Genomic DNA, 18,946 nt, shown 5'->3' on the forward strand with positions numbered 1-18,946 from the left:
GTGCGGTTAAACATTCCGGGGGCTAACCTTTTATCATAGCGCTTTCACCACACACTTCGCACCTGCGGCCCCGCCCCGGTGTTGCGCCCCTGTAGTACGTTTATACCTCAAACAAACCGACATATCCCCCTCCCCCATGGCAAAGATTGCAATCAATGGCTTCGGCCGCATCGGACGTATCACCCTGCGGAGCCTCCTCGAAAAAGGACTCGACGTGGTGGCCATCAATGATCTGACCGACAATGCGACCCTGGCCCATCTGTTTAAGTACGATAGCGTGCAGGGCAACTTCAAGGGAGAGGTAAGCTCCGATGAGGAATACATCTATATCGACGGCAAGAAGATCGATGCGCTGAGCCAGCCCGACCCGAGTAAGCTGCCCTGGGGCGATATGGATGTGGACGTGGTGCTGGAATGCACCGGCCGCTTTGTCGAAGAATCCAAGGCCAAGCTGCACCTCCAGGCCGGCGCGAAGAAGGTGCTGATCTCCGCCCCCGCCAAGGGCGACGTAGCTACCGTAGTACTGGGCGTGAACGATGACGTCATCAACGCCGAGACTAAAATCTACAGCAACGCCAGCTGTACCACCAATTGCCTGGCCCCGATGGTGAAGGTGCTGGATGATGCCTTCGGTGTCGAGAAGGGATTCATTACCACGGTACACGCCTATACGGCTGACCAGAACCTACAGGACGGACCCCACCGCGACCTGCGCCGGGCCCGGGCCGCCGCCATCAATATCGTACCTACCACGACCGGGGCCGCGAAGGCCGTCGGACTGGTGCTGCCCCACCTGGACGGTAAGCTCGACGGTGGCGCTATGCGAGTACCCGTACCCACCGGTTCGCTGACCGACCTGACGGCTATCCTCAAGCAGGACGTGAGCCTGGAGGAGGTGGATAACGCCTTTAAGCAGGCGGCCGAGGGCAATATGAAGGGTATCCTGGCCTACGTTGACGAGCCCATCGTAAGCAGCGATATCGTGGGGAGCAGCTACAGCAGCCTGTACGATAAAGAGATGACCATCGTGTCCGGTAGCCTCGTCAAGGTAGTGGCGTGGTACGACAACGAGGCCGGCTACAGCGCGCGCCTGGCCGATCTGTGTGAGCGTATCGCAAGCCTTTAACCCTAAGCCATGAAACTCGAAGAACTAGACGTTAAGGGCAAGACCGCACTTGTCCGGGTAGACTTCAATGTGCCCATCGACGAAAACGGGAAGATTACCGACGACACCCGCATCGAGAAGGCGGCCCCCACCATCCAGTACCTGCTGGAGAAGGGAGCGGCCGTGGTACTGATGTCCCACCTGGGCCGGCCGCAGCAGGAAAAACTGCCGGACGGTATGGTGGATAAGGAGCAGTTTTCCCTCCGCCCCGTGATCACCACTCTGGAAGACCACATCGGTTGCCAGGTGGAATTCGTGGAGGATACGATTGGGGAAGAGGCTAAGGCCGCAGTCAAGGAGCTCGAGCCGGGCCACGTGCTGCTGCTGGAGAATACCCGCTTTTACGCCGGGGAGGAAAAGGGCGACGAAGACCTAGCCAAAGCCATGGCCGCACTCGGCGACGTGTACGTCAACGATGCCTTCGGGGCAGCCCACCGGGAGCACGCCTCTACGGCCACCGTGGCGAAGTTTTTCCCGTCTGAGAAGAAGAGCTTCGGTTACCTGATGGGGGCGGAGCTCGCAGGTGCAGAGAAGTTACTCGACAATCCCGCCCGCCCGGTCACTGCTATCGTAGGTGGGGCTAAGGTGAGTGATAAGATCCAGTTGCTGGAAAAGCTGCTGAACTTTGCCGACCACATCATCATCGGTGGGGCCATGGCCTATACCTTTAGTTTAGCCCAGGGCGGTAAGGTGGGCAACTCCCTGGTGGAACGGGACAAGGTCGATACCGCAAAGCAACTGCTGGAGAAAGCCAAGGCAAAGAACACCGAGATTCATCTACCGGTCGATACCGTAGTAGGTAAAGAGTTTAGTAACGAGACGCCCAGCAAAGTCGTAGCGGCCGGTGCGATCGAGGACGGCTGGGAGGGATTGGACATCGGTCCGGACTCCGTAGCCCGGTTCTCGCGGATCATTGCCGGGAGCAAGTCCATTCTCTGGAACGGCCCGATGGGGGTCTTCGAGATGAAGAACTTTGCCAAGGGAACGAACGCCATCGCCGAAGCAGTAGCAAAGGCTACCAAGGAGAACGGCGCCTACAGCCTGATCGGTGGCGGAGATTCGGTCTCGGCGGTCAATCAGGCCGGTCTGGCGGATCAGGTCAGCTTTGTGTCTACCGGCGGTGGGGCGATGCTGGAGTTGCTGGAGGGGAAGGACTTGCCCGGTATCGCGGCGATCCGCAGTTAAGGAGAGCCGGTATCCTTTTACGGGCTCGCGGCGTTCTCAGGCTACCATGGAACTGGAGATCTTCGTCGACGAGCGTAACGGACAGCAGGGAAATTCCTTCGCTTTCCTGGAAAGCGGCACGCTGCGCGATACGGCCGATCCCTTCGTCACCCCCTACGATACGGTCCTGTGCCTGGATGTACTGATACGGCGCGTCGAGGAGCTGGCGGAGTCTGAGGATCTAGGGGTACGGTTCCTGGCCCGCGAGATCCTGCGCCGGCTAGATCCCCTGCCCCAACTAAGGGGACCGATCACGGATATAGCCGTACTGGAGGAGCACCGGGAGGTCCTCGATCTGATGATGCTCGCTCTGATCTCACCCCACGAGCGGGCTACTGGGCTATTCAAGATTTCGCTGCCCTTTGCCTTCGAGCCCTTATTCATCAGTAAGACGCTAGAGGCCCTGATGGGACAGCAGGATGTATGCTACTCCTTCGGCACGCACATCGACGAGGTGAGGGAGGCCAACCTATTAATGGTAGGAGCTACCATTCTCAACCAGTGTTATGGGGTGCAGGTGGACGTCAAACCCATGGCTATGCTCACCGTGCCGGACGTGCAGACCGGCCTCAAACGCTTTTACAAGCCGGCGCTGAATGAGGAATTCATCGAGGTAGTCGTACGGGGTGAGTTGCCCAAGCTGGGCGAAGACCAAGTCCACCAACTGCTCAATAACATCCACGACCCGGAGCTGTGGCTGCGACTACTCCCCCCCCAGAAATTTCACTTCCACGGGTTTCACCTGGCACGCCTCTACGAGGTCACCGAAGAAGAAAGTCTGAGTCGCCTTAAGCACCGTCTGATCAGCCGCGATGCGGTACTGGACGTAGACCGCGTCAAGGAGCTGGCCAACCTGGTCCGGCTTCACTTTCAGTCCCCCCAGTTACAACTTGGGCTTACCGCGGTGGATTACCCCGTCGAGCGGGCCATCGACCACGAGTACCGTATCCGCTATAACCTACTGGCCGACGAGGTGGACCGGCTCACCGATCCCCAGTACGCCGGCAGCATCTACGAGCAGGTCTTTCTTTCCGGGGACATTCTGGTCGTGCAGGATCTCAGGGAGCTCACGACCCGTACCGTCCTGGAGCAAAAACTGATTGGGCTGGGCTACCGCAGTATGCTACTGGCGCCGCTACTGAGCCAGGAGCAGCACGTGATCGGGGTGGTAGAACTAGCCAGCCCGGTGGTCAATGCCCTCAATGCCTTCATGGAAACTCGCTTCGAGGAGATACGGGGGCTATTCCGCACGGCCGTAGAGCGAAGTCGCGAGTACATCGACAACCGCATCGAGGTCATCATGCGCGAGCAGTACACCAGCCTGCACCCCACCGTGGAATGGCGCTTTACCGAGGCGGCCTTCAATATCCTGAAGCGGCAGGAGGAGGGACTGCCCGCCGTAGCGGAGGACATCCGCTTCAAGAAGGTGTATCCTTTATACGGACAGGCCGACATTGTGGGCAGCAGCAACCTGCGGAACGCGGCAATCTATCAGGACCTTTTCGACAACCTCCGCGCCGGCCGCTATTTTCTGGCGCGGGCGCTGGAGCTGGTCGACTTCCCGATCGTGAATCAGGCCATTTTACGGCTGGATGTACATCTGGCCACGCCCCTGGAAGAGTTCAATAATGGGCACGAGATCCGGTTCGGGGAGTTCATCCATAAGCAGCTCACTCCCCTGGTGAAGCAACTCGGCGGCCAGCTGCCGGAGCTCCGCCAACTCGCTCAGCAGTACGAGGACAACCTAGACCATGAGCTTGGTCTGTTCTACCGGGTACGGCGGGACTACGAGGAAAGCGTCGCCCGGCTCAACCGCACCATCAGCGATTTTCTTACCGAACGGGATCAGGCCGCCCAGCGGGTGCTGCCCCACTACTTCGAGAAGTACAAGACCGACGGGGTCGAGTATGAGATCTACGCCGGACAGAGCCTGCTGAAACACCACAGCTTTTCGAAGATCCACCTGCGCAATCTGCGCCTCTCCCAACTGGTAGACCTGTGCCAGCTCACCCGCAGGATTCACGCGTTGGGGCAGGAGTTGCCCATGCCGCTGCGTACCGCCCAGCTGGTGTTTGCCTACACCACCCCCCTTACTATTCGCTTTCGGATGGATGAAAAGCGCTTTGATGTCGATGGGGACTATAACGTGCGGTACGAGATCCTCAAAAAACGTATCGACAAAGCAACCATCCGTCAGGGGGAAGAGCGACTCACCCAGCCAGGCATGATCAGCGTGGTGTACCTACAGGATCGTGACCTGGAGGAGTACGAGGACTACCTGAGCTACCTGGAGCAGGCCGGCTATGTGGACGGGGAGGTCGAGCATCTTGTCCTCGATCCGCTACAGAGTGTAAATGGGCTACGGGCCATTCGCTTTCGGGTGCGGGTGCAGAACCTCAGCGCAACTTTGGCTTAAATACGCGGGTTAAGTAGCCACGGCCCACGGCACTTCCATCGTGGGGAAAACCAGCACACGTTTGAGCGAAATTGTAATGACGATCAACGGGGTCGATCCCGTAGAACTCCTCGGCGAAAACAACAAGAAGCTGAAGCTGATCCGGGGCGCCTACCCCGAGGCCACCATCACCCAGCGGGGCACTAACATCAAGATCAAGGCCGAAAAGCAGGACGCCCAAAAGATCAAGCACCACCTGGAGTTGATGATGCGCCTGCTGCAGGACAACCGGGAGTTGAGCAGTCAGACCGTCGAGGATCTACTGGCCGGAGAAAACCCCTTCACGACGCGCCTAGGCAACGGGGATAAGAATAAAACCATCGTCTTCGGGCGCAGCGGTCAGCCCATCAAGGCGCGCACTCCGAACCAGGCGGCGATGATCACGGCGGCTGAAACCAACGACATCGTCTTTGCCGTAGGTCCTGCAGGTACCGGAAAAACCTACACGGCAGTCGCCCTGGCCATCCGCGCCCTGAAGAATAAACTCGTGAAAAAGATCATCCTAACCCGCCCCGCCGTCGAGGCCGGGGAGAGCCTCGGCTTTCTGCCGGGTGACCTGCAGGACAAGATCGATCCCTACCTTCGCCCCCTCTACGACGCGCTGGACGACATGTTACCCCGGGATCGGTTGGATAAGTTTAGGGAAGATGGCACTATCGAGATTGCCCCCCTGGCCTACATGCGGGGTCGTACGCTGGACAATGCCTTCGTGATCATGGATGAGGCGCAGAATACCACCACCTCCCAGATCAAGATGTTCCTCACGCGCCTGGGCCCCTCGGCAAAGTGCATCGTGACCGGTGACCTGTCACAAGTCGATCTGCCGCGTAATCAAGTATCGGGGCTCCGGCGGGCCATCAACCTACTGGCTCCCATCAAGGGCATCTCGGTCATTCGGCTCAGTGCGGAAGATGTAGTACGCCACCGCCTGGTCAAGGCGATCATCAAGGCCTACGACGCGGCGGATGAGGCCGAGGGCCGGGGCCGGTTCGGGCCTCCACAGGAAAGTACATTCGAGCGATTAGGCCCTCCGGGGCGCTCCCGGCGGGATGATTTTGAGGAAAATGAACAGTTGGAAGTATAAATTCAAATCTTTTACATATTCCAAAATCGACGAAAGCCAGTGAGATAACTCACTGGCTTTCTGTGTGTTATAAAAAGTAGACGATTTTCATCACCAAATTTTGTCTTATTACAGCGCGAAAACTGCCGGTGTAACACGCTCTTTGTGCCCCCATCTTTGGATCACAATCAACGGAGGCACGACGAAATGTGCTTCTAATTCTAAATCACCTTACCCCGGGTGAAAGTTTTTCCACCCGGCTTATTCAGTTCACTCTCAATCTCTCATCCCCATGGCTTTCATTAACGAACTCTTTTCCCCAGAAACCCTTCAGGCCGCTCAGTCTTTCATTGACTACCTCGGCTCCGTTACCCCTCACATTGTTGTGGAGGACATCATCATGCGCGGCCAGGAACTCGCTTCCAACATCGTCGTAGAGGATATCATCATGCGTGGTCACGAGGCCAACATCGTAGTCGAGGACATCATCATGCGTGGCCAGGAAGTAGCCTCCAACAACATCGTCGTAGAGGACATCATCATGCGTGGCCAGGAAGTAGCCTCCAACAACATCGTCGTAGAGGACATCATCATGCGCGGTCACGAGGCCGGTATTGTGGTCGAAGACATCATCATGTAAGAAAACCCTACTCATCATCCATTCTATTCACCGCTTTCTAAATACCACTGTCATGGTCGAAGACATCATCATGTAAGTCAGCAGTATCCCCTGCTCCTTACGCCATCCCCCGGCAATCCTCCTAAAGATGCCCTGCGGTCCACCGGTAGGTTCACGCCTGCTGCCGTTGTCGCCGCAACTTCCGCCCATCGGGCAGTACGGTATCCAGGTTTTCTAGTACGATCTCCCAAAGACTTTCGTACTGAATGATCTCGGTACTATTAGCACGACCTAGCTTTTTCGCCTGTGGGCTGGTCATCTTCTTATAGATTTTACTTGACTCCCTTACCGTGGCCGCGCGGTGGAAGTGACACTTTTCCGCGGTCAGCAGCAGCTTAAAGAAGCAGTTGTTTCGTAAGTTTTCATTGTTCATCAGATACCGCGTACCGTAACGAGCTAGGGCATCCGTACGGTCGATGATCTTACCGTACTGCTTCTGAGTGATGAAGTAGATAACCTGAAAGATTAGGATCTGAATGTTCATCCCCTGCTTGTTCTTGGAATAAGAGGGGACGTTGTTGACAAACTTATAAATTTTGAAATCCGGTAATTTGCCCTTCCGCTTGGAGGGATCGATACGTCCCGCTAACACTAGGAGGTTGATGTAAGCTTCTAGAATCAACCAATATTCTACATGCTGCTGTGTAAGCAGATGGTTAAGCACGGCGCGGTCTACCCGCGCAAATTGCTCGTACGCATAGTCGAAATTTCCAGTTTGAAGTCCAAGCGTAATGGCATATTCGGAAAGCTTAATGTGGTTTATACTGTCGGACGGTACCATTTTCTCGGCGCGTTTTACCTGAACGATGCCCTGCGAAAAGTCGCGAAGCTTGATGGAACACTCTACCCGTGTCAGGGCCATTAGGCTCAACGACTGCTTACCGGCACCCTTGCACTTTAGAAGAACCTGCTCGGCTTGGTTTGCCGTCTCGATGGCACCTACATAATTACCTACCAGGGTAAGCCCGTGCACTTTCATGATGAAGAACATCGCTTGAAGTGCCGATACGTGGGGGTACTTTTTCACAAGGTGCTCACAGTCAGCAACATACTCTGCTACCTTGGTACCGATTTCTTTGGGTAGTAGCTTATGCGCATACATCATACGCCGCATCTCACGGTAGCGACTGGACACTAAGTTCAGCACCCGCTCCGCCTCGGCGTAGTAGTCTGCCATAGCTTGGTACTTAGCAAATCGCTTTTCGTCGAAGCCGACTCCCAAGTATAGACTGGCTAAAATTGAGGCTAAGCGATGATTGATCGGAAGGATCTCAAAATCCTTAACCCGTCGAAGGGTTGTGTGTGATAGGTACCTGGCACTGTGCCAGGCTCGCCGAAGCAACAGTAGGTTGATCAAATTCAACTGGCGAAAGCCGTTGATCTGTGCATTATCGTAGTCCCGGTAGTTTGAGGAGTACACATCCTCGTCCATCACAGCAGTCGTGAGCAAATCCCGAAACCGGTTCTTCAGAGCCCGATAAGCAGGATGCGAGGGGGTGTGTTTAGGACCGTAAAGCTGAGCTACAATTTGCCCCTCCGTCAAATTATTTTGCTTCACCAGCCGGTGCAGCGCACCAATCATCGAGGGTTTGCCCTTCGTCTGAGTGATCTTCAGCAGTTTTGTCACCTTTTTTGGGGAGGCGATCACTAACAGCTCGCGTATGTCTTCCATGAGTATGTTCCATTTTTGAGCGCTTATCGCTTCGTGTGGAACGCCTAAGTTACGCTAAATCAAGCGTTTATCAAAAGTAAGGGAGAAGAACCTCCCAAAAAATAGCTTTACGAAAGGGCGGATTCTGCTTGTTTTGTGCCCCCTACACCCCCCTATATTTGTATCATCGAAAGGGGGAACACCTAAACCCACCCGCCCAAAAGAATCTAAATCTTGAGTTTTATGAAATTGTGTTTGTTCATAGTGTCTCTTTAGTTATAATTCGCAACCCTTGAATGTGGGGTTAATAGCATCAAAGGAGTGACTGACTTTACTAGCCTCGAGTCAGTTTACCGGTTTAGCGAAATTATAGCGACAGCGCCAACCGCTTTTCGGTTGGCGCTTTTTTTGTGCCAACTTTAGCGGTAAAGCTACGGAAAAATTTTTTAAGTCCCTACCGGAACATCCCCATACAGTCATTGTACCGGTCTGCATACCGCCGCCGCTGCACCTCGCGGCTATCCCCGAAGTCCACCGCCACACTGAGTTCCAGGGTAGGTCCCAGACCCCCCGGCACACTACGTAGCCCCGAAATCACCGAGTCGTAGCTCAGGCCCACCTTAAAGACATCCTGCCGGAAGGTCACCGCCCCGATAAAGCCGTCCGGATTCCCGAAGGCGTGCCGGTACCACCCCCCCACGGCAAACTGCCCGTAGCCCAAGTAGGCGCCCAGGTTGAGCTGCTGAAACTGCGCCTGGCTGGTGTAGAGAAAATTAGGCGTCACGTAGACCGGCCGCTGCGGATTCGCGTACCGCTTCACGTCCAGCTGCGTGCCGGCGTGCAGACTGAAGCGCTGCGGCCGACCGGCGTAGAGGTTGTTGTCCAACTGCAGCAAATTCTCCTCCGGCCGGTTCATGTGCTCGATGCTGAAGCCCGCGTAGAGGTTCTTGACGTACATGAGGATGCCGGAGCTGAGGTCCACGGAGGTACGCGCCACGCTGGCCAGTTGCTCCTGGGTCACGGTATTATCTCCCGAGGGACTTATCATATCCCCAAAAATCAAGCCGTTATAATCAATTCGTGTGGTCAGCAGACCGGCGCTCAGTCCGATGCGTGCGTGCAGTTCGTCGGTCACCCGCACGTCGTAGGCGTACACCAGTCCGGCCAGGGTATTGGTGTACAGTCCCTCCAGCTGGCGGTCGGTCAGCATCCGAAAGCCGAAACTCGAGGGGCTGCGGTACATCGGCAGCTCCAGGCTTACGGCCAGGGTCTGGTAAGCACTGGGGTAGCTGGTGTGCTGCGCCCGGTAGTTGGCCGTCACCCGCGGGGCGGCACTCACCCCCGCAAAGGCCGGGTTAAGCTGCATGGGGGAGGCGTAGAACTGCGAGAACACTGCATCCTGCGCACCCGCCCAGGTAAAACAAAGGAGTAAAGGGGTTAGAGTGTAAAGGAAACGGCGCATGCCTAAAGCTACTCCCATTATGTCCACTATCCAAACGCTTGCATCCGGTAGTCGCCCGTCCGACACCCCCCGTAATGTCGGCCCGCAGAACAACGTTTACCCGCCGCCGCTGTATCTTAATTTTGTGCTCCAAGCCCGTCCTATGCTCAAGTTTACCCTGTCTCTCCTTTGTCTCTGTAGCGCCCTTCCGCTCCTGGCGCAGCAAATCCAGCAGACCCTGCGCTGGCAGGAAGCGCAGACCGTGGAGTGGGAGGGCCAGCGCAGCGCCGTACTGTCCTACCGACTGGGCGGGGCCCCGATAGCTATCGGGGGTGCAACGAAGAGTGGTGAGGTGCCCGCCTTCGTCCATACCTTCCGCGCCGCCAGTGGAGCGCCGCTGCGTGTCGAAGTGACGAGCCTGCAAACCGAGCCATTCACCCCCCCGTCCGCCTTTGCCGCCGAGGTGCCCGAGGCCTTCACCTTCGACTACACGGTGGTGCAGCAACCCGAGGGCTGGCTGGGCAAGGTGAGCAGCCCGTCGATCATCCGTACCGCGGCGGGCTACGAGCGACTGCTCGCTGTGAACCTGCGGCTAGTGCCGGAGCTCGGACCTACCTCTGCCGGCCTGCGCTCGGTCGTGGATTTCGCTACCAACTCCGTGCTGCGGGAGGGCGAGATATACCGCTTCGCCATTCCCAAAACGGGAGTATATAAGCTGACCCGTGGCTTTCTGGTCGATCAGCTGAAGGTCCTGGGGCTCGATGGAATAGACCCGCGCGACATCAAAATCTATGGACAGGACGGCGGTATGCTCCCCGAAACCAATAACGCACTGGCCTTCGATGACCTTGTGGAGCAGGCCATCACCATCGAGGGGGAGGACGATGGGAGCTTCGACGGGGGCGACTTTATTCTACTCTACGCCGAGGGCCCCGACGACCGGACCTACGACGCGCTGGCCAACCGCTTCGTGTACAGTAAGAACATCTATACTGAGGAGAACTACTATTTCCTTCAGCTGGGCACGGCCGGGCGGGGACGTCGGGTTACTGCCCTACCCTCCGCGGCGGGCGGCACGGTGGTGGACAGCTACGATGCGCTGTACCGCTTCGAGGAAGATCGTACCAATGTGTTACACGAGCTAGGACAGGAAAGCAATAGTCACGGATCGGGGCAGACGTGGTTCGGAGAATTCTTTAAGGTGAACCGGGAGCGGAACTTTTCTGATTTTGCCACCATCCCCGATCTGGTCACCAGTGAGCCGGTGGGGGTACGGGCGCGGATGGGACTACGGGCGACGGCCCCCAGCGGCTTTTTTCTTACCGTCAACGGGCAGGAAGTCAGCAGTTTTCTGGCCTCGCGCGTCAACTTCGGGGCGCAGGAGCAGCAGTCGGCCGTCGATGTCACTGATCTGGCCGGCTCCGTCACGCTGGGCAGCGAGCGGGTATCAGTCAAGCTCACCTACCCCATCCCCGCGGCAGCCAGCCAGAGTGAGGGCTGGCTGGACTACATCGAGTTGCAGGCACGCCGGCGCCTCAGCTTCGGGGGCCAGGACCAGTTCAACTTTCGCGACACGCGGAGCCGCAACTTCGGCGCGATCACCTATAACCTGCTTAACCCCCCGGCCGATGCCCGGGTGTGGCGGGTAGATAGCCTGGGCGACGTGCAGCAGGCGACACTAAATGGCAGTAGCTTTTCAGCCCCCGGGCGGGAACTTTACGAGTACGTCGCCTTTCGTCCGACGGCCGCCCTGCTGACCCCGCGGCCGGTCGGACGGGTAGAGAATCAGAACCTGCACGCGGTGGTCCAGGCCGACATGATCATCGTCACCCATCCGGACTTCCTCACCCAGGCCGAGCGGCTGGCCGAGCACCGGCGCGAGCACAATGGCTACACAGTACAGTTGGTGACGACCCAGCAGATATACAACGAGTTCAGTAGCGGCCGGGACGACGTGGCCGCGATCCGCAACTTCGTGCGTATGGTGTACGAGCGTGACGGGGATCTGCGCTACCTCTTGCTGTTTGGCGACGGCAGTTTTGATCACCGCGACGTGTACGGACTGGGGGACAATTTCATCCCCACCTACCAGTACCAGGGGGCCTTTACCGAGGTGCGCAGTTTTCCGGCCGATGACTTTTTTGGCATTATGGCACCATCGGCAGGCGGTCAGCCCCTCGGCCCCGATCTGAGTGTCGCCGTGGGGCGTTTACCGGTAAAATCGGCCGATGAGGCGGGTCCGGTGGTAGAGAAGCTCATCCGCTACGACCGGGATCCCTCCGCCCTAGGGGACTGGCGCACCCGGATGGTCTTCGTGGGCGACGACGAGGACCAGGGCCGGCACACCATCGACGTGAACCGGGTGGCGAATGCCGTGAAGGCGCGCAAGCCCGACCTCAACTTCGATAAGCTGTACTTCGACCTCTTTCCGCAACTGAGTCTGAGTGCGGGTGACCGCTACCCCGCCATCACGGAGGGACTGGACCGCGCCGTATTTCGCGGTGCGCTGGCCGTCACCTATCTCGGTCACGGTGGCCCGCGGGGGTGGGCGCAGGAGCGGGTGCTGACGATTCCCCAAATTCGCAACTGGACGCGGCCGGCCGGTGCGCCCGATCCGATCCAACCGCCGGTGTTCATTACGGCTACCTGTACGTTTTCTAACTACGACGACGCCTCCTTCGTCAGTGCCGGCGAGGAGGCACTGCTCACGCCGCGCGGCGGGGTGATCGCCCTCATGACCACCACCCGCCCCGTTTTTGCTAATCGCAACTATGAGCTGACCGACAATACCGTGCAGGCTATGCTCGACCGTCCGGACGGCAACTGGCGCAGCCTCGGTGACATCATCCGCATCGCCAAGAATGAGACCACGCCGATCGACCGCGGCTTCCTCAGCGGCGATACGCAGAACGCCCGCAAGTTCACCCTGCTCGGTGACCCGGCTACCGTGATTGCGCTACCCACCCACGGCGTACGCACTACCATGGTGGATACGATGTCGATCGACGGGGTACGTACCGACACCGTCCGTGCCCTCCAGAAGATGCGCATTGGCGGCGAGATCGTCGACGTGAACGGTAACCTACTGGCCGACTTCAACGGCGAGGTATTTCCTACCATTTACGATAAGGCCCAGACCATACCCACCCTGCAGCAGGATGGGAGTAGTCCGCTACTCGAAGTGGAGGTGCAGCGCAACATCGTCTTCCGCGGTCGCGCCACGGTGACCAACGGTAAATTTTCCTTTGAATTCGTGGCACCGCGCGACATCGACTATACCTTCGGTCCGGGCAAAGTGAGCTACTACGCCGCCGACCGCAGTCAGTTTACCGATGCGGCGGGTTTCTATGATCAGTTGATCATCGGGGGCACCAGTCAGGAGAATGCGGGCAATGACCTTGGTCCTGAGGTAGAGGTCTACTTTGACGATACCGACTTTATGTCCGGCGGCCAGGTCAGTGAGGACCCCGTACTACTCCTTCACCTCTCTGACGATCTGGGCATCAACGTGACCGGCAACAGCATCGGCCACGATCTGGAGGCCACCATCGATGGTGATACCCGCAATGCGATCGTGCTCAACGACTATTACGAGGCCGACGTCGACAATTTCCGTAGCGGTAAGGTGCGCTATCCCCTTTTCGACCTAGAGCCCGGTCTGCATACCATCAAGGTGCGCGCCTGGGACGTAGCCAACAACAACACCGAAGCCACTACTGAATTCATCGTCACCGATGAGCGCGGCGCCTCCCTCACCCACGTATTCAACTATCCCAACCCCTTCACCACCCAGACCTGCTTCCAGTTCGACCACAGCCTGATTGGTCAGAATGTGGAGGCCATCGTGCAGATTTACACCGTGAGTGGCCGGCTTGTCAAGACCCTAGAGCAGGGCTTCGACTTCAGTGACGGCAGCGTACGTCAGGATGACTGTATTGCCTGGGACGGGCTGGATGACTACGGTGATCAGCTGGCGCGCGGGGTGTACTTGTACCAGGTGCGGCTGCGGGGGGATGGGGTGAATCTGGTGAATGGGGAGTTGGAGAAGTTGGTGATTTTGCGGTAGGCGGTAACTCACCGCATTTAATACTACTATGCCAGTAAAATAAAAGGGGCGATCAAGCTGTGCTTGATCGCCCCTTTATAGTTAGGAAGCGTGGTCCTAGTTATACCCAGGGTTCTGGGGGAGTACCTCAGTACCCTGCAGGTCGATCTGAGCCTGGGGAATCGGGTAGTACAAATCCTGAGGAGCTACAAATTCAGCGCCACGGTACGGCAACGGTAGGAACTGCTGCTCGAAGTCAATGATACGATTAAGCTCAGATTCGGCAAGTCCCCAACGACGCAGGTCAAAGAAACGGTGTCCTTCACCACTTAACTCAAGCTTCCGCTCAAAGTAAAGAGCAGTGCGGGCTTCATCGGCGCTACCGAAGCTATCGTAAGTGTCAATGCTGTAATTAGCAGCATCTTCACCATCTTCCGTTTTGAGGAGGCTAGCGGCGTTGGCAGCGCGGGAACGCACCTGATTGATAAGTTCACGACCACCTTCTACATCGTCAGTCTCGATCTTTGCTTCAGCAAGCATCAGTAGCACGTCGGAAAAGCGGATGATATTGTAATTCATCGAGCCGTACCCACGAGTCCAGGAGGTACCATCACTGAAGCTGCCTTCCTGGCTAGCGTAATAGACGAACTTCTTGGGGGAGTATGGGCCACCGTTATCCTGCTTGCGGATCCAATCCTGACCGGGGTGAAGTCCCCAACCTAGATAAGGTACGCCGCGACGTCCAACACTGTGCTCGAGGCGGGGGTCGACGGGCTCATTGCCCAGGGTATAGGGATCGGCGCTCAGCAGACCGAAGTCAGTCTTCAGGCGGTTGCTCTCACTGTTGTAGCTATTGTCTAACAGGGGCAGGCCGTCTTCCGTACGAAAAGAGTTGGCCAAGTCGAAGGTAGGCTGGAAGAAGCCACAGCAATTGCCCGGGCCGGTCGAACCGGTGTTGTGGGGAAAGTTAAGTACGAAGTCAGGGTTGGCTACGTTGGTCGTACCGCTGTTAGCAGCGGCCTGAACGGCAAATACCGATTCCATGCTGTTGTCGAACTCGGCGTTGAAGGCGTTAGCATAGTTGTCCAGTAGGCCATATTTCTGACCGTTGGCGGTTTGCCCGTTATCAACAACGTTTTGTAGGATCGTCCTGGCATCGTTCCACTTTTCCTGGAAAAGGTAGGTCTTGCCGAGATATGCTCCAGCTGCCCACTTATTAGCACGACCGGCATCGGGAGAAGTCTCGGGTAGGTTGTCGAATGCATACTGAAAGTCGGCCTCGATGTTACCCCAGTTAGAGGTGGAGACGACGGTCTGCTGCTCCTCTACTGTGAGCCCGGGGGTTAAGAAGGGGGCCTGGTTGAAGCTTATCTGCAACTGAAAGTAGTAGTGTGCCCGCAGGAAGCGAGCTTCGCTCTCGAGTCGAATCCGGTCATCGTCTCGCAGCAGCGGGTCTTCCGACTGCGCGAGCAGCGTCAGCGTGGCGTTTGCACGGGTTACCCCTTCGAAAAGGCCTACCCAACGGTCATTGGGAATACGGGAAGTGGGGTTTAGCTGATACCGGACAAGGTCATTGATGTCTGAAAAGTCACCGTCTTCCGTACCCTTATTGGCTTCGCCGCCCTGAATGGAGCCATTAGCCCAATTAGAGGCACCGCCGAAGTAGTTCCCGCGGCCACCGAGCTGAGCGTAGGCACCTAATAACACTCCTTCAACACCGGCTTTAGTGGCTAGTACTTCCGGGGCAAGTACCCCACGGGGAGATACTTCGAGAAATTCGTCACTACAGGTCGTAAGGAGTCCTCCGACCATGGCTGCTCCCAGCAATAAGCGGGGTAGTTTTTTATAAAATCGCATGATGGTGATATTGCTAGTTGTGATTAAAAGTCAGCGCTGAGCTGAAAGTTGAAACTACGGGTAACGGGGTAGTTGCCCACATCGACGCCGAAGTCAGTATCGGCCGATCCACCAACAGCAGGGTCCAGTCCTTCGTAGCCGGTAATAGTGAACAGGTTGTTGCCAGACACCGCTAAGCGCAGGTTAGAGAACGCACCACCGAACGAGCTGTTACCGAAAGTATATCCCAGGGTCAGGTTGGTCAGACGCAGGTACGATCCATCCTCAACGTAGTAGCTGTTGGACTGCTGCGAAGTACTGAAATTCGAGGCCTCCTCGTAGATGGGTACTTCGGTATCCCGATTATCCGGAGTCCAGCTATCAAGCACCCGAGTCGAGACAGCCGCGCCGGTAAAGGTGCCGTAGAAATCAGTAAACCACTTCGAGTTGTTGTAGATTTCGTTGCCAAGGCTGGTGTAGAAGAAAGTCGTCAGATCGAACCCTTGATACATCAACTTGAGGTTAAGACCACCCGTAAAGTCAGGCACGGCGCTTCCAAGGAAGGTACGGTCTGCTTCATTGACGATACCGTCAGGTACACCCGTCAGTTCGCCATCTTCATCCCGGCTGTTATTATCCTCAAAACGGAAGCGACCGGGGGCAGCACCGTCCTGGGTAGGGGCATTTTGTACCTCATCCTCCGATTGGAATAGACCAAGAACCTTGTAACCAAAGAAGGACGAGAGTGGGCGACCAACCTGATTGCGAACGATGGCCCCGTTGATCCGGGTGCCGAAGCGATCAAAGAAGTCGGTGTCGTCGGTAAATTTGGTGATTTCGTTCTGCAACACTGCTCCATTTACGGTAAGCTCGAAGCTGAAGTCCTGAGTAATATTATCCCGATAGATCAGCTGAGCATCAATGCCTTGGTTACGCATACTACCGATGTTGACAACCGGCGCAGTAGCTACGGGGCCAGTGACGGCGGGCAGCGGAAGCTGTACCAGTAGGTCGTTGGTATTTCTGCGCCAGAAGTCGATGATGAAATCAAATTTGCCGCCTACGAAAGTGGCATCCAAACCGATATTGGTGGTTTCGCTGCCTTCCCACTTCGCCCGTTCAGTACCGATGCGGCTGAGGTAGAAGCCATTGCTAGCTGAGTTATTACCGCCGCTAATTGGATAGCTACCTTGGCCGATCTGCTGAGAATACAGATTAAAGCGGTTCTCAGCCTGTACGTTGTTAGAATTACCCATTACACCATAGCCACCACGAATTTTCAGATCAGCTATGAAGCTCTGGTTCTGCATAAAGCTCTCGCTAGTGACGCGCCAGGCCGCAGAAACGGCGGGGAATACTCCGTAGCGGTTGTCGGACCCGAAGCGGCTTGCTCCATCACGACGCAGTACGCCGGTGAGGTAGTAGCGGTCGTTCCAGTTGTAGTTCACCTGGCCAAAAACCGAGAAGAACTTACTGGGGATGTTGAAACCACTGCTGGCGGGGTTGGTCGTAACGTTGTTTAGGTTAATGAAGTTAACCGTCCGGCTGAAGGGATTAATACCAAACGCCCCGCTATTGCGGCCGTTGCCGATACTCAAGGCCTCCACTCCGGCTAGAATGTCTACGTTGTTCGCGCCAAAGCTCCGCTTGTAGTTTGCGGTATTGGTCCAGGTCCAGTCGTACCCATAGCCCTGGTACTCACCGTATCCGAAACTAGCGTTGTTCTCCGAATTCTCGTACGTCTGCCGGTTGTAGTAATTACCGTTGTAGGCTCCGTAGTTACCGCCGATGCTGGAGCGCAGAACAAGTGCGTCGATGGGCTCCACCTCCACGTAGAAGTTACCAAAAGCACCGGTGTTGAAGTTCTGGTTATTAGCTACTCCATCACGCTCGGCCACCGGGTTACGCGGGTTATTAAAGCCACGGGCTGCCGTACCGGCATAACCACCGAACTCATCGTAAATTGGGATGAGGGGGTTCATCCGGAAAGCACCCAGGATACTGTTCTCTTCCCGAGCTACGTTCTGGCCACCCCCACCTCCGGTGAAGCCGCGCTGGGTGCTGTATGTAAATTGCAGGTTCTCACCAATGCGCACTCTACTACCCAAGTTGAACTCTGTATTGATACGGAAGCTATAGCGATCGGCACCGTTGTTCTTCAGGATACCGTCGAGGGTCTGAATACCTAGGCCAACGTAGTAACGTGCGGCCTCGGTGGACCCCTGGAATCCGAGAGTGTGTCGATTGAGCACCCCGGTCTGGGTAATTGCATCGTACCAATCGGTGCCTTCTTTGTTGGCGCGTACTACCTGATAAAGGCCACCCGCGCTTGGGTCAACGTTGTAGTTCTCTCTTTCGGCATTTAAATCAACCTCTCCAACCACTCCGTTGCGGCTACCTACTAGGATGTAATCGGGTAGTACCGGAGTGGCTCCATCGCCGTACTGAGGGTGGCCCCAGCCTTCGTCCCCGGGCTGTAAGCCAGCGTTACGGAAGGCCTCGAAGGTTTTATCCGCATCCTGCTGCGGCGTAAGCACCGCCTGCCCAGTTCCCGGATCAGTAAATCCAACCAATCCATCGTAACTCACCTGTAGCGGCGAGGGCGTCTTAGCGCCCCGCTTGGTCTGAATAACAACTACACCACCCGCAGCCCGGGCACCGTAGATGGAAGCAGAAGAAGCATCCTTGAGTACGGAAGTAGCCTCGATGTCATCGGGGGAAAGGAAGCCAATACCACCTACGGGTACACCATCTACTACATATAGCGGCGAGTTACCCCCGAAGGAGCCGAAGCCACGAATACGGATGATGGAGTTCGTCCCGGGCTGTCCGTTAGTAATGACGGTTACCCCCGCGGCACGGCCCTGTAGTTGCTGCTCTACGTTGCCCGAGGGGACGGCGGCAAGCTCCTCGGTGGATACTGTGGAAATAGCCGCAGTGGTCTGCCGCTTGGTGGTCGTGGCGTATCCCGTAACGACAATCTCGTCCAGTGCCACACCCTCATTCATCACCACATCCACCACCGTCTCGCCACTCAGGGTGACGGTCTGGGTCTGGTAACCGGTGTAGGAAAATTCTAGGTCAACGACGGTTTCGGGTACGGTAATCGAGTAATTGCCGTCAAAGTCAGCCACCGTACCTACGGTTGTGCCCTTGGCCAAGACGGTTGCCCCTACCAGGGGAAATCCGTCCGGATCGGTGATTGTACCGGTGACAGTTGTCTGCCCGGCTGCTTGCCCATACGCCAGCGCCGTGCAGAACAGCGCCACGATCAGGCCTAAAAGTCTTCTCATGATCGATAAATGTTAGTGAGTCAGTTGATTAAAGACCGTGGCGCTAGCCGGCCACGGGTCTATCTAGTGCTAAGGAACCGCTAACATACTGATT

At 56.7% G+C, this 18,946-nt stretch carries 10 protein-coding genes; 6 read left to right on the plus strand and 4 right to left on the minus strand.

From position 1 onward, the window contains the following. The first annotated feature begins 136 nt into the window (after positions 1-136). The 5 genes from gap to ACOOHD_RS11455 all read left to right on the plus strand — a co-directional run bounded on the left by gap (position 137) and on the right by ACOOHD_RS11455 (position 6,547). On the plus strand, positions 137-1,126 hold the full coding sequence (gene gap / locus ACOOHD_RS11435; protein ID WP_420458009.1) for a type I glyceraldehyde-3-phosphate dehydrogenase: 990 nt from the start codon (positions 137-139) through the stop codon (positions 1,124-1,126). Between the two features lie 9 nt (positions 1,127-1,135). Then, complete coding sequence (locus ACOOHD_RS11440; RefSeq protein ID WP_420458010.1) at positions 1,136-2,350, plus strand: phosphoglycerate kinase; 1,215 nt, start codon at positions 1,136-1,138, stop codon at positions 2,348-2,350. A 46-nt stretch (positions 2,351-2,396) separates the two neighbouring features. After that, on the plus strand, positions 2,397-4,805 hold the full coding sequence (locus ACOOHD_RS11445) for a hypothetical protein (protein ID WP_420458011.1): 2,409 nt from the start codon (positions 2,397-2,399) through the stop codon (positions 4,803-4,805). Positions 4,806-4,866: 61 nt separating this feature from the next. Continuing rightward, positions 4,867-5,928, plus strand: coding sequence for a PhoH family protein (locus ACOOHD_RS11450; protein ID WP_420458012.1), 1,062 nt, complete (start codon positions 4,867-4,869; stop codon positions 5,926-5,928). Positions 5,929-6,199: 271 nt separating this feature from the next. Further along, complete coding sequence (locus ACOOHD_RS11455; RefSeq protein WP_420458013.1) at positions 6,200-6,547, plus strand: hypothetical protein; 348 nt, start codon at positions 6,200-6,202, stop codon at positions 6,545-6,547. A gap of 151 nt (positions 6,548-6,698) precedes the next feature. On the opposite strand, the gene ACOOHD_RS11460 is transcribed toward ACOOHD_RS11455, so the two are convergent. Both ACOOHD_RS11460 and ACOOHD_RS11465 read right to left on the minus strand, forming a co-directional pair. Beyond that, complete coding sequence (locus ACOOHD_RS11460; protein WP_420458014.1) at positions 6,699-8,258, minus strand: hypothetical protein; 1,560 nt, start codon at positions 8,256-8,258, stop codon at positions 6,699-6,701. Between the two features lie 433 nt (positions 8,259-8,691). Next, positions 8,692-9,699: a PorP/SprF family type IX secretion system membrane protein gene (locus ACOOHD_RS11465; protein WP_420458015.1), complete on the minus strand. Its 1,008-nt coding sequence runs from the start codon at positions 9,697-9,699 to the stop codon at positions 8,692-8,694. Positions 9,700-9,841: 142 nt separating this feature from the next. Between ACOOHD_RS11465 and porU the strand changes: the two genes are divergently transcribed. After that, positions 9,842-13,744, plus strand: coding sequence for a type IX secretion system sortase PorU (porU, locus tag ACOOHD_RS11470; RefSeq protein WP_420458016.1), 3,903 nt, complete (start codon positions 9,842-9,844; stop codon positions 13,742-13,744). A gap of 96 nt (positions 13,745-13,840) precedes the next feature. Here porU and ACOOHD_RS11475 read toward each other — a convergent pair whose 3' ends face one another. After that, positions 13,841-15,580 carry a RagB/SusD family nutrient uptake outer membrane protein gene (locus ACOOHD_RS11475; RefSeq protein ID WP_420458017.1) on the minus strand — a complete coding sequence of 580 codons (1,740 nt, stop codon included), beginning with the start codon at positions 15,578-15,580 and terminating at the stop codon, positions 13,841-13,843. Positions 15,581-15,603: 23 nt separating this feature from the next. Further along, positions 15,604-18,852, minus strand: a complete 3,249-nt coding sequence (locus ACOOHD_RS11480) for a SusC/RagA family TonB-linked outer membrane protein (RefSeq protein ID WP_420458018.1) — start codon at positions 18,850-18,852, stop codon at positions 15,604-15,606. Between the last annotated feature and the right edge of the window lie 94 nt (positions 18,853-18,946).

Source organism: Neolewinella sp., from assembly GCF_965214665.1.
In the GTDB taxonomy this organism is placed as follows: domain Bacteria; phylum Bacteroidota; class Bacteroidia; order Chitinophagales; family Saprospiraceae; genus Neolewinella.

What these genes read in the sequence shown, in the direction of transcription:
- ACOOHD_RS11445 (WP_420458011.1), top strand. Translation starts at nt 2,397, where the DNA reads ATGGAACTGGAGATCTTCGTCGACGAGCGTAACGGACAGCAGGGAAAT.
- gap (WP_420458009.1), top strand. Translation starts at nt 137, where the DNA reads ATGGCAAAGATTGCAATCAATGGCTTCGGCCGCATCGGACGTATCACC.
- ACOOHD_RS11440 (WP_420458010.1), top strand. Translation starts at nt 1,136, where the DNA reads ATGAAACTCGAAGAACTAGACGTTAAGGGCAAGACCGCACTTGTCCGG.
- ACOOHD_RS11455 (WP_420458013.1), top strand. Translation starts at nt 6,200, where the DNA reads ATGGCTTTCATTAACGAACTCTTTTCCCCAGAAACCCTTCAGGCCGCT.
- porU (WP_420458016.1), top strand. Translation starts at nt 9,842, where the DNA reads ATGCTCAAGTTTACCCTGTCTCTCCTTTGTCTCTGTAGCGCCCTTCCG.
- ACOOHD_RS11475 (WP_420458017.1), bottom strand. Translation starts at nt 15,580, where the DNA reads ATGCGATTTTATAAAAAACTACCCCGCTTATTGCTGGGAGCAGCCATG.
- ACOOHD_RS11480 (WP_420458018.1), bottom strand. Translation starts at nt 18,852, where the DNA reads ATGAGAAGACTTTTAGGCCTGATCGTGGCGCTGTTCTGCACGGCGCTG.
- ACOOHD_RS11465 (WP_420458015.1), bottom strand. Translation starts at nt 9,699, where the DNA reads ATGCGCCGTTTCCTTTACACTCTAACCCCTTTACTCCTTTGTTTTACC.
- ACOOHD_RS11460 (WP_420458014.1), bottom strand. Translation starts at nt 8,258, where the DNA reads ATGGAAGACATACGCGAGCTGTTAGTGATCGCCTCCCCAAAAAAGGTG.